Annotated in this window: 8 protein-coding genes; 6 read left to right on the forward strand and 2 right to left on the reverse strand. The window is 59.9% G+C overall.

Annotated features, from left to right (window positions below; translation table 11 throughout):
* Nucleotides 1-18 precede the first annotated feature (18 nt).
* Entirely contained in the window at nt 19-717 is a 699-nt protein-coding gene (locus IAE77_RS21215) for an IS5 family transposase (protein WP_294231116.1), read from the reverse strand.
* 449 nt (nt 718-1,166) lie between these two features.
* Here IAE77_RS21215 and IAE77_RS21220 point away from each other — a divergent pair, with 449 nt between their 5' ends.
* From IAE77_RS21220 to xylA, 3 genes are all read left to right on the forward strand, one after another.
* On the forward strand, nt 1,167-1,979 hold the full coding sequence (locus tag IAE77_RS21220) for a restriction endonuclease (protein WP_294231118.1): 813 nt from the start codon (nt 1,167-1,169) through the stop codon (nt 1,977-1,979).
* Nucleotides 1,980-2,293: 314 nt separating this feature from the next.
* The gene (locus IAE77_RS21225; RefSeq protein WP_294231120.1) at nt 2,294-4,867 is read left to right on the forward strand and encodes a discoidin domain-containing protein; all 2,574 of its coding nucleotides are present in this window, start codon (nt 2,294-2,296) and stop codon (nt 4,865-4,867) included.
* 132 nt (nt 4,868-4,999) lie between these two features.
* Nucleotides 5,000-6,316, forward strand: coding sequence for a xylose isomerase (xylA, locus tag IAE77_RS21230; RefSeq protein WP_294231122.1), 1,317 nt, complete (start codon nt 5,000-5,002; stop codon nt 6,314-6,316).
* Between the two features lie 9 nt (nt 6,317-6,325).
* Here the strand turns inward: xylA and IAE77_RS21235 are convergent, their stop codons facing one another.
* Nucleotides 6,326-8,749: a c-type cytochrome domain-containing protein gene (locus tag IAE77_RS21235; protein WP_294231124.1), complete on the reverse strand. Its 2,424-nt coding sequence runs from the start codon at nt 8,747-8,749 to the stop codon at nt 6,326-6,328.
* 91 nt (nt 8,750-8,840) lie between these two features.
* Between IAE77_RS21235 and IAE77_RS21240 the strand changes: the two genes are divergently transcribed.
* The 3 genes from IAE77_RS21240 (at nt 8,841) to IAE77_RS21250 (ending at nt 11,748) form a co-directional block, all read left to right on the forward strand.
* Nucleotides 8,841-9,374 (forward strand): sigma-70 family RNA polymerase sigma factor, encoded by a 534-nt coding sequence (locus tag IAE77_RS21240; RefSeq protein ID WP_294231126.1) that lies wholly within the window; start codon nt 8,841-8,843, stop codon nt 9,372-9,374.
* A complete protein-coding gene (locus IAE77_RS21245; RefSeq protein ID WP_294231128.1) occupies nt 9,367-10,872 on the forward strand; it encodes a LamG-like jellyroll fold domain-containing protein in 1,506 nt (501 codons plus the stop codon). Before IAE77_RS21240 ends, IAE77_RS21245 begins: the two co-directional genes overlap by 8 nt.
* A gap of 132 nt (nt 10,873-11,004) precedes the next feature.
* On the forward strand, nt 11,005-11,748 hold the full coding sequence (locus IAE77_RS21250; RefSeq protein WP_294231130.1) for a hypothetical protein: 744 nt from the start codon (nt 11,005-11,007) through the stop codon (nt 11,746-11,748).
* Nucleotides 11,749-11,821 lie beyond the last annotated feature (73 nt).

Genomic DNA, 11,821 nt, shown 5'->3' on the forward strand with positions numbered 1-11,821 from the left:
GGTCGTGTTTGAAAACCCTCAACAGCCATAGCGAAGCCAGTCGATGACGGACGCAAATTGAATGAGAGCAAGGAAGTGGGAGGCAAGTTTATCGCGGCGCGTGCTTGCTAAGGCCCAGCGCTTCAGGCGGCAGAAGTAGTTCTCCACCTTGTAGCGCTGACGGTAGAGCTTCTTGTTGAGCCTGCGCTTCTTGCTCCGGTTCGACTTGCCGGGAATGCAATGAGAGGCCCCCAACTGCTCAAGTTGTTGGCGGAGAGGATCGCTGTCGAAGCCCTTGTCACCCACTATCAGCAGTCCCTCAGGCGCTTCGAGCAGCGGGATGACGTGTCTGCCCTCGTAAGCCTGGCCTTCGATGAGCAACAGCTTCACTGGCAGACCACGACCGTCGGTGAGCGCCATGATCTTGGTGTTGCGGCCGCCACGCGTGCGGCCCATCGCCTGCTTCTGCGCTCCTCCGGCGGGATTGGCGGCGCATTGGTGCACCACCACATGCGTGCCGTCGACCAGTCGGATCCTGCTTTTGGCACCAGCCGCCAATCGGCGCAGCAGCCGCTCCCAGATGCCTTGCCGGGCCAGCCGCTGATACCAGCCATAGATCGTGCGCCAGGGGCCGAAGACATCAGGAAGGTCTCGCCAAGGTCCTGCATTCCTCAGCCGGAAGAACAGCGCATCAAGCACCATGTCCAACCCTGCTGGTGGTCTGCCGCCCAGGTTCATGGCACCATTTTTTTGAGCCGCTCTTTGAGCGGCCCCCACCATGCAAAGCGTTGTGTTTTCATCGACCCCACTCCTTACCACATCACCGCCGTTTTGCCCATTGGCACGTTTTCAAACACGACCTAGCTCACCGGCACGGTTTGCCCAGCAAGCTGTCGGTTACTACGGTGTGCAGCGTCAGCAGGTCCGATGTTGGCACTCCCTTCACCGTTCCAGGTATGAAAGCCATGCGCCAGAAGCTCAATGAGATGATCCTGAATGGGTGGAGGTAGGGGGAGACGTGAGCCTTTCTCGTATCTTGACTTCCGTTGTCATCCTCGGACACTCGCAACGCTCTTCCTGCCTTCGCTTGGCTGGATGAGCATTTGAAACCACTGTGGGCGAATTTGACTTGCCCACAATTTATTGTGACTAAACAATGCTCGGCTAACTAAAGAACGTCATCCATCATGGGCAAAGTCATTGCAACGTTCTCAGAGAAGGCGAATCGGTTTTTCCCGCTCTACACGAAAGTAGAGCTAACGTTGCAGGAGCGTCGGAGGCTTCTTGGTAGCCCGCTTCGTTACTGTGTCGGGGGAAACTATATTTACTATCCCGCCAAGCATCCCGATTTGGACTCCGTGAGCCAGTTATGCTGGGCTCGCATCTATCCGGACGCTGCCTATGCACTACCTGCAGAGCTGTTCGATCCCCAGCCACCAGACTTCAATATTTTCGAGTTCTGCGCCAGCGAGGACTGTTCCGTGGGAGATCGTTACCTCAAGCGCCAGAAAGAAACCCCCAATGGAATGGTGGATGTCAGTCAGTTTTGCGGTCAGGAGTTATTTGACGCTGTTTCACAAAATCAGGAGGTGTTGTATGACCTGAAGAAGGACGATTTCGAGGCGCTATGCGCCGAGATTTTTGCCCGACGAGGTTTCAAGGTGGATTTGTTTCGGAGCACCAAAGATGACGGTATTGATTTCCTTGCTGTAGAGGATGGCGATGGTGATCCAACTGTCTTGGCCGTTCAGTGTAAGTTGCCGGATAGCCCACCTGATGGTGGCAGACTACGGACTACCGGCGTTCCAGTGGTGCGTGAGATTTTTGGTGTTGCATGTGCCTTTGGCTATTCTGGTGCCGTCGCTATTTCAGCGAGCACTTTCAGCAGAGAGGCTCGCCAGTTCGCTAATTTACAGCCTGATCGCATCCAGCTTAGCGACATCACGACGTTGCAGAGTTGGATTCACCAGTATAGATGGAACCCTGACGAAGCTCCATGAGAGAGTCATCAACGATGAACAGGGTCGAAAAAACGGATGGAGGCAAGGGCTCGCCGTCGCCTAATCCGAGGCGTTCTCCAACCGCGAGATGGATCGATGAGTGTGTCTTCGCCGGTTTGCTGATCCCAATCTGGAACAGCTGAGCCAGAAGCTCCATGAGATGATCCTGAATGGGCGGCGTTCGTAGAACGCGTGCGATTGCCCACTGCCCGCCCGCACCCGCAATGGCCGGATTTTAACAAAGATTGGCAGCCTGTCACCAAAGGAGCGGCGGGCGGCGAAAGTATTGATCAGGATCTTTTTCAGCCCCCGTCATGAAACTCCGCCCCCTTGCTCTCGTCACTGCCCTCTCGCTCGGTCGCCTGCTGGCCGATGATGCCACCGACTTCCCGCCGAAGCCGCCGGTGAAGGCGCTGACGGCGGCGGAGGAGCAAAAGACCTTCCAATTGCCGCCGGGGTATCGCATGGAGCTGATCCTGAGCGAGCCGGACATCACGGAGCCGGTTTGCATCGCCTTTGATGGCAATGGCAGGCTCTATGTCGCGGAGATGAGCAGCTACATGCGCGACATCGACGGCACGGACGAGCTGGTGAGCACGAGTCGCGTGTCCGTGCATTGGTCGAGCAAGGGTGATGGCCAATACGACATGCATCGCGTCTTTGCGGACAAGCTGAAGCTGCCGCGTCTGCTGCTGCCGCTGGCGGATGGCGTGCTGATCGGCGAGACTGACACGAACGACATCCATCTTTATAAAGACACGAACGGCGACGGCGTGAGCGATGAAAAGAAGCCGGTGTATCAAGGCGGGCCTCGCGGTGGCAATCTGGAGCATCAACCGAGCGGCATGACGTGGGCGCTGGACAACTGGATCTACACAGCGGTGAACAATTACCGTCTGCGCTGGAAGGACGGCCAGCTCATCAAGCAGGACATTCCCGGCAACGGCGGCCAGTGGGGCGCGACGCAGGATGATGAGGGCAAGTTTTGGGTGGTGAACGCGGGCGGCGAGAAAGGCCCGCTCAATTTCCAAAACCACATCCTCTATGGTCAATCACTCGCTCGCGGGCAGTTCGAGCCCGGCTTTGAGGTCGTGTGGCCGGCGATGGGTCTGCGTGATTACCAGGGCGGCCCCGGCAAGTCGCGCGAAGACGACACGCTGAACCATTTCACCGCGACCTGCGGTGGCGAGATCTTCCGAGGCGATCAATTGCCCGCCGAGCTGCGCGGCAATCTCTTCTTTGGCGAGCCCGTGGGCCGTCTCGTGCGCCGCACGAGCATCGAGGTGAAGGACGGCATCACCATTCTGCACAATCCGCATCCGCAGAGCGAGTTCCTCCGCAGCACGGACGCGTGCTTCCGCCCCGTCGATATGAAAACGGCGCCCGACGGCACGCTCTTCATCTGCGACATGTATCGCGGCATCATCCAGGAGGGCAATTGGACGAAGGAAGGCAGCTACCTGCGCAAAGTGATCCTGCAGCACAGCATGGACAAGATCATCAATCGCGGCCGCGTGTGGCGTCTCGTGCATGACACGACGAAGCCCGTGCCCGCGCCGAAACTGCTCGACGCCACGCCCGCGCAACTCGTCGAGGCGCTCGCGCATCCGAACGGCTGGCATCGCGACACAGCGCAGAAGCTGCTCGTTTTGAAGCAGGACAAAAACGTCGCGCCCGCGCTCATCGCAATGCTTCAGAAAAACAGCAGCGACCTCGCCCGCATTCACGCGCTGTGGACGCTCGAAGGTCTCGGTGCCCTCACCAGCGATCTCGCGCGTGCCGCTTTGAAGGACGCATCGCCCGTGCTGCGCCGTGCCGCCATCCGCGCCAGCGAATCGCTCGCCGATGAGACGCTCGTGGCTGACGTCACCGCTTTGACGAAGGACAGCGATCCCACCATCGTCATCCAGGCGCTGCTCACTGCGAAGCAGATGAAGTGGAAGGACCACGCGAAGCTCATCAATCTCACAGCACTCAGCACGCCGTCGAAAGGCGTCAAAGAAATGGCCGGGCAGATGCTCAACAGCCAGATCAGCTTCCCACGCGAGTTCAGTAACGCGCAGAAGGATCAGATGCGTCGCGGTCAGGCCATTTACCAGGAGCTGTGCTTCACCTGCCACGGTCTCGATGGCAAAGGCACCGCCATTGATGGACTCGCACCCGGCATGACGCTCGCCCCGGCGCTCGCCGCCTCAAAGACCGTCGTGCAGGGCGATCAAGTCCTCCGCGTGCTCCTGCATGGCCTCAGCGGTCCCGTGAACGGCAAAACGTATCAGGCGCAGATGATCCCGATGGCGAACAACCCCGACGAATGGCTCGCCGACATCGCCAGCTACGTGCGCAAGAGCTTTGGCAACAACGGTCGCTTCATCACGAAGGAGGATGTCGCCAAACTGCGCCAAGAACTCGCCACGCGCACCACGCCGTGGACCATCGAAGAACTCAAGCGCACTGGGCCGCAGCTCCCGCTGGAAAATCGCAGCGCGTGGAAGCTCACCGCCAGCCACAACGCCAAGGATCTCGCCCGTGCCATCGACGGCAATCCCGAGACCCGCTGGGACACGCATACCTCGCAAACGCCCGGCATGTGGGTGCAGATTGAACTGCCACAGCCCACCAACATCGCCGGACTCACCCTCGACACCGCCACCTCGCGCAATGACTGGCCCCGCGGCTGGAAGATCGAACTCTCCCCAGACGGCCAAACCTGGGACAAACCCATCCTCGAAGGCCAGAGCGAAAAAGTCAGCACCACCGACTTCCTCTTCCCCAAGCCCGCCAAAGCCAAATTCATCCGCATCACCGACACCGGCAGCACCAAAGGCACCTTCTGGTCCATCCATGAGCTTGATGTGCTGGAGCCTGCGCCGAAGGTGGCGGGGAAGTGATCTTGCCTCACCTCGGTCCTGCGTTTAAATGCGACCGCATTTCAACAAACATTGGCAGATCATTACCAGACTTTCGCCACTCCAGAAGTGTATAAAAGCGATTCATCCCACTCCAACCCAACCACGAACACCATGAGCCAGGAATACTTCCCGAAGATCAAGCCCGTCGCCTATGAAGGGCCGAAGACGAAGAACCGTCTCGCCTTCCGTCACTACAATCCCGACGAAGTCGTGGGCAAGAAGACCATGCGCGAGCACCTGCGCTTCTCGCTGGCCTACTGGCATGCGTTGAAGGGTGGCTCCAGCGATCCCTTCGGCGGCCCGACGCGTCAGCGCCCATGGGACGATGGCAGCACCAGCATCGACAACGCGAAGCGTGTGGCCGATGCGGGCTTTGAGATGATGCAGAAGCTCGGCCTCGGCTTCTACTGCTTCCACGATCGCGATGTCGCGCCAGAGTTGGACGATCTCCAGGCCAGCAGCGACGCGCTCGACGCCGTGGCGGATCATTTGAAGAAGCTGCAAAAGCAAACCGGCATCAAGCTGCTGTGGGGCACCGCCTGCCTCTTCGCCCATCCGCGCTACGTGCAGGGCGCGGCCACCAGCCCGAACGCCGACGTCTATGCCATCGCCGCCGCGCAGGTGAAGAAGGCCATGGAGGTCACGCATCGCCTCAACGGCCTCGGTTACACCTTCTGGGGCGGTCGCGAAGGCTACGCCACGCTGCTGAACACCGACATGAAGCGCGAAGTGGCCAACCTCGCCCACTTCCTGCACATGGCCGTCGATTATAAGAAGAAGATCGGCTTCAAAGGCCAGTTCTACATCGAGCCGAAGCCGCGCGAGCCCTCGACACACCAGTACGACAGCGATGCCGCCGCCTGCCTGAACTTTCTGCGCGAGTTCGGCCTGCTGGAGCACTTCAAACTCAACATCGAGACCAACCACGCCACGCTCGCGCTGCACCGGGTCGAGCATGAACTGGCCGTCTCGGCGAACGCAGGCGCTCTCGGCAGCATCGACGCCAACACCGGCGACGAACTCATCGGCTGGGACACCGACCAGTTCCCAACGAATGTTTACATGACCACGCAGATGATGCTGCAACTGCTCCGCGCCGGCGGCTTCAAGACCGGCGGCCTCAACTTCGACGCCAAGGTGCGCCGCGAGAGCCACGAGGTGGTGGACATCTTCCATGCCCACATCGGCGGCATGGACGCCTTTGCACGCGGCCTGAAAATCGCCCACCGCATCATCGAGGACGGCGATCTCGACCGCTTCGTGAAAGCCCGCTACGCCACCTTCGAAAGCGGCATCGGCAAAACCGTCACCACCGGCAAAGCCACCTTCGAGTCTCTTGAGAAGCACGCCCTCAAACTCGGCAGCGTCATCCCCGCCAGCGGCCGCCAGGAGATGCTGGAGAACCTGATCAACGACTACATGGATTGATCCGGCCGGTCACGGCTTGAACTCGGCGACAACCTTCGCGCTGGCCACATCCCATGCGCGAAGGACGCCGTCCTGGTCACCACCGAGGACGAGATCGCCGAGACGTGTCGTGGCCAACGATTGCATGAAGCCGGTGGCACCCGGGAGTTGTTTCACCTCACCGCCATCGCTGGTGATGAGCCGCAGTTTGTTGTCACCAGCGCTGGTGGCGATCTGATCCGCCGCACCGAGGTAACGGATGCCCGTGACCTCCTTGTCCCAACCATCGACATTCTTGCGGCGGTCACCTGTGGTCCAATCCCACACTTTGACGACGTTGTCAGCACCCGAACTCGCCAGCAGGCGGCCATCGGCACGCCAGGTGACGCCGAGCACGTGATGCGTGTGGCCTTCGAAGACCTTCACCACCTTGCCACTGCTCAAATCGGTGATGCGCACGGCCTTGTCAGCGCCACCGGAGGCCAGGAGCTTGCCATCGGGCGAGAAGTCGAGCGCGAAGACGCTGTCGAGATGACGCTCGGCGAGGTCCTTCGCCAGTTTGCCCGTGGTGATGTCCCACAGCGTGATGTCCCCACTGCGGGAAGGCTCACCGCTGCCGATGGCGAGCGTTTTGCCATCGGGCGAAAAGGCGAGGCTGTTCGCACGATCGGTGATCTGTGATCTGGCATCACCTGTGCCGAGCGTGCGCTCCAGCACCCAGGCAGTGCTCGTGCTGCCCGGCGTGATGGGTTTTCCAGTCACCGTGCTCCAGGCCAAAGGCTCGCCTGAGTCGAAGGTGGCGACGAGTTCCAGGCCATTCGGGCTGAATTGCAGCGCCTTCGCTTTCTTCATGCCGGTGGCAAGAGCCTTCGTGGCGAGGTCACGCTCCGTGTTGGCTTTGTCAGCTTCCTTCTTCACGACATCGAGACGCGTCTTGGCGTCCACCACGGTCTGCTTCGCCTTCTTCTCGTTTTCAGTGACGAGCTTGATCTCATTCGCCGTGTCGGTGATGGCAGCCTCGCCACGAGTGACGGCCTCCTGGGCCAGCTTGAGGTCGGTGGCGGCTTTTTCGGCCTTCTCCTTCGCCTCGGTCTGCTTTTTGAGCATCGCCTCATCCACCTTCATTTTCGGCGCGGCTGCGATCTGATCGGCGATGGTCTTCAAAGACTTGTCCGCGGTGGCTTTGGCATCCTCCTTCGGCTTCACGATTTTCCTCTTCTCTTCGAGGCCCGCTTTGGCGAGATCGAGCAGTTCAGGCGCCGTCTTTGGATCTGCCGCAGCGATGGCCGCCTCGCCTTTTTTGAGGGCCGCCTGGATCTCGGCAAGTTCCGCAGCAGCCTTGCTGGCCACGGATTGAGCTTCCGCCTGCTTCTTGGCAAGGGCTTCATCCGGCTTGCCCGCAGAAGCCTGTGCCACTTGAGTATCGATCTCCTTCGCGGCCTTGTCCGCGGCTGCATGAGCGTCCTGCTTGGCCTTCAAATCCTTCTTTTTGTCCTCCAGGCTCTTCTTCGCGAGTTCGGCCAGTTCGTTGGCCTTCTTCAAACGATTCCCCTGTTCCGTGGCGTCGGTCTCCGCACGTTTGATGGCCTCGTTTTGGAACGTGACCTCCAAAGCAGCCCGTGTGGCAGCCAAGGTGCGTTGAGCCAATGTCTGCTCGGCCAGGAGATCGCTCTTGATGTGCGCGATCAGCTTTCCGCCTGCGGTCTCCGTGAGCTTGATCGAATGGTCCGCCTCCTGCGTGGCGGTGAATTTCGGGTGTGTGGGCACTGGCGCGGCCAGTTTCATCTCGCGCCTCCACAGCTTCACCTCACGGAAGCTGCCCGTCGCCAGACGAGCGCCATCGGGGCTGAAGGCAAGCGACTGCACCAGGTCGCGATGGGCCACGCCCGGCTGCTTGTAGAGGCCGGATTTGAGCAAGGTGTCATCTGTGAGCTTTGTCGAAAGGCTGTGGGTGGGCAGGTGATAGAGGCTGATCTGGTTGGCACGGGCAGCGGCCACGAAGTCACCCTGTGCCGTGGTGTCGAGCGCATAAATCGGCTGCACGCCCGCAGGCAGCGGCTCCCAGGCGATCACCTTGTCCCGTTTCGGCGACGGACGTGCGCCTTGATCGATCCAATCTTTGAGCATCGCGAGCTGCTGCGTCGTGAGATTCACAGCGCCGACCTTGTTGCCCTTCGGCGGCATCTCGCTGTCCCAGGTGTGTGCCGCAGCCTGGAAAATGATGCTGTCGGCCCCTTTGCCAGGAACGAGGCCCTTGTCGGATTCGCCGCCCTTCGCCATCAGCTCGGGCGTCTCCATGTTCAGACCGCCCTTCGTCGTGGTCTTGTTGTGACAGGCGATGCAGTTGTCTTTGAGGAAGGGATGGACCTGCGTGTCGTAGTCAATGGGCGCGGCGTTCGCAGACTTGGCGAATGACGAAATCACAAGGACGAATGGAAGGCTGCGGCGGAACATGCAGACCCATACGGAGCCAACCAGCGGCGTTTTGGCCGAAGATCATTTTTCTGTCCGGTTTCCCGCCGACACGTGAGATAGTCAGTCCCGCATGAACATCGCCGAAACTCACGCTGCGCAGGTTTTCCTCGCCCATCACGACTTTGTGAAGGGCGTGGCGCTGAAGTATGCTCCCTGGCCGGGGCTGATGGAGGACATCACGCAGCAGGTCTTCCTCGAATTCATGGCGAAGGAGTCGAAATGGGACCTCAGCAGCGATGCGCGGCCGCTTTTGGCCACGATGACGCGTCACATCGCCATGCGGCTGTGGCGGGAGCGCACGCGGCAGCAGCCGGACGTGGTGCAAAAGCTCGCCGATCACATCCGCCTGCTCGCGGAGGAGCGCGAGACGCCGCCGCGCTATGAGGACGAGGTGCGCGTGCTGCGCACCTGCCTGCAAAAGCTGCCGCAGAAGAGCCGCGAGCTCGTGGAGCTCTATTATTACGACGATGTCGGCACGCCGCAGATCGCCGAGCAGATCCAGATGAAGGCCGACACCGTCTGCCGCGCCCTCTCCCGTGTGCGGGAAAAGCTGCGCGAGTGCATCGAACAAAACCTCAACCAAGGAGGCCACGCCCATGCCTGACGCCGACACGCTCATCCAGCACTACCTCGAAGGCACGCTCACCGATTCCGAGGCGGAGGAACTTCACACGCTGTTGCAAAACGAGCCGCAGCTCGGCTCCAAACTGCTCCAGCACTTCGAGATGGACGCGATGCTCCGCGCCACGAAGCCGCTCGCCGTGCCGGGCAAGGTCATCCAGCCCGCTTTGGTGCCGCGACGCCGTTTCACCTTTGCCACCGTCACCACCGTCGCGGCGATGGCAGCCTGCCTTGCGCTCGCAGGCACCTGGCTGGTGCTTTCACTGCCAAGACCGGCCACCGAGGACACCACGGCCTCCGTCGCCGTGCTCACACGCGGCGTGAATCTCGAATGGGAATCCGCCGCCATCGCGCCGGGCACGCCGCTTTCGCCTGGACTGCTCAAACTGAAGTCTGGCATCGCGCAGATCGAGTTTTATCAAGGTGCCCGCGTCTTGATCGAAGGCCCCGCCGAGCTCCAGCTCATCTCCAGCGGCGAGGCCACCTGCACGCGTGGCAAGCTCAGCGCCAACGTGCCGCCGCAGGCGAAAGGTTTCCGCATCAACACGCCCAAAGGCACCATCGTCGATCTCGGCACCGAGTTCGGCCTCGATGTGAGCGATGCGAGCGCCGAGGTCCACGTCTTCAAAGGCGAGGTGGAGCTGCATCAGGCCGCCGAGTCGATGAAGTCGCTCAAAGAAGGCCAGGCCATGGCCTTCGCCGCCAAAGCGCAACCGCTGGCTGCGAACGCCTCAAGCTTTGCCTCGCTGAACGAGATCAACGCCCGCACCGCTTTGTCTGATCGCTCGCAATTCGAACGCTGGCAGGCTCAAAGCGCCCTTTTGAAGAACGATCCCGCTTTGAAGCTCCATTTCGACTTCCAAGACGACGAGTCCGCCCGCTCGCTGAGCAATCGCGCCGCTCAAGGCGAGGACGGCAGCATCGTCGGTGCCTCGTGGACCACCGGCCGCTGGCAGGAAAAGCGTGCGCTCGACTTCCGCAACGTCAGCGACCGCGTGCGCCTCAGCGCTCCCACCGAGGCGAAGGCGCTCACCATGGCCATGTGGGTGCGCATCAACGGCCTCGACCGCTACTTCAACTCTCTCTTCATGTCCGAGGGCTGGAACGACCGCAAAATCCACTGGCAGATCGTCCGCGATGGGAAGATCCGCTTTGGCATTGCGGGTGCAGCAGGCCATGGGCATCAAGATTGCGATACCGAGCTGTTTTTCACGCCGGAGCGCTTCGGCCGCTGGATGCACCTCGCGGTCGTTTTCGATCCGCAGGCCAAGGAAGTGCGTCATTACGCGAATGGCACCCTACTCGCTAAAATCCGCCTCAAAGACCCCTCGCCGCTCAAACCCGGCATCGCCGAACTCGGCAACTGGAACGACCGCCGCACCACCAACGTCGCCATCCGCCACCTCAGCGGCACGATGGACGAGTTCGCGCTGTGGGACCGCGTGCTCAGCGAGGCGGAGATTGAGGCGATGAGCCGGTGATGTGGCCCGTGTCGTCTTGATTGATGATTTCCAGCAGATTCAAGGAGGCCAGCAGATTGGTTTCTGAGATAATCTGCTGGCCTCCCTGAATCTCTTGGAGAAACCTTTTGGGCCTACAATAACACTAGTGCCATGAAAGCGCCCAAACCTCCTCGGACTTGCTACGATTGCGGCGTAGAGCTTACGAAAGCTCGCAAGGGCCCATCACCACTCCGTTCAACAGATCGAAGCGACGACCATATCCCGCCAAACTGCCTGTTCAAAGGCGAGGATAGAAATACGAATCTAATAACCGTCGAATGCTGTTTCGCCTGCAACCAAGCTCATGGAAAAGATGATGAAGCGCTGATGTGGTTGATTTTTGATGTTCGAAATCAAAAACGAATCCCTCTTGAGCTTCTGAAAAGCACAATGCGCACTCTCACAAAGGGCAGGCATCAAGCATACCGCAAGGAGTTGGAGGAACTTGTGGAACGGTCGGGTGACGCACCGGTCGCCCCGCAAAGACTGCCCGTGAAAATCCATGACGTCCTTGCGCGCATGGTAAAGGGATTGCTTCATAAATTCTATGGAGTGCGTGGGTTTCAAGGATATGGCTTCACGATTGTTGAGGTTGACCCGGCAATGCGAAACGCAGTTCTTTCTGAATTCCCGAAGGAAGCGGGAATCAAAACTTTCGAGACAGGAAATGGCATTTTCCGAGCAGATTGTCTTGTAGATCAATTGAATCCCCTCTCGGGATTGGTCTGGTTACAATTCTTCCAAAGCCATCCGTTTTGCATCTTCTATGAGTCTCCTGGCAAACGCGATGGCCATGCGAGTGGCTTCGCTAAACTTTATGAGAGTATGTTTCCGGGCGCGCTTCGGTCCATATGAACCACTAGTGGCTCATGTCATTAAAGTTGAAGGGTAAAGCCGCTTGAGCTTGATGCGTGCGTCCTGGGTGGTG

The sequence above is a fragment of the Prosthecobacter sp. genome, from assembly GCF_014879935.1.
In the GTDB taxonomy this organism is placed as follows: Bacteria; Verrucomicrobiota; Verrucomicrobiia; order Verrucomicrobiales; family Verrucomicrobiaceae; genus Prosthecobacter.

Coding starts and splice junctions, on each gene's coding strand:
- IAE77_RS21220 (WP_294231118.1), top strand. CDS start 1,167: ATGGGCAAAGTCATTGCAACGTTCTCAGAGAAGGCGAATCGGTTTTTC.
- IAE77_RS21245 (WP_294231128.1), top strand. CDS start 9,367: ATGCCTGACGCCGACACGCTCATCCAGCACTACCTCGAAGGCACGCTC.
- IAE77_RS21250 (WP_294231130.1), top strand. CDS start 11,005: ATGAAAGCGCCCAAACCTCCTCGGACTTGCTACGATTGCGGCGTAGAG.
- IAE77_RS21225 (WP_294231120.1), top strand. CDS start 2,294: ATGAAACTCCGCCCCCTTGCTCTCGTCACTGCCCTCTCGCTCGGTCGC.
- xylA (WP_294231122.1), top strand. CDS start 5,000: ATGAGCCAGGAATACTTCCCGAAGATCAAGCCCGTCGCCTATGAAGGG.
- IAE77_RS21235 (WP_294231124.1), bottom strand. CDS start 8,749: ATGTTCCGCCGCAGCCTTCCATTCGTCCTTGTGATTTCGTCATTCGCC.
- IAE77_RS21240 (WP_294231126.1), top strand. CDS start 8,841: ATGAACATCGCCGAAACTCACGCTGCGCAGGTTTTCCTCGCCCATCAC.
- IAE77_RS21215 (WP_294231116.1), bottom strand. CDS start 717: ATGAACCTGGGCGGCAGACCACCAGCAGGGTTGGACATGGTGCTTGAT.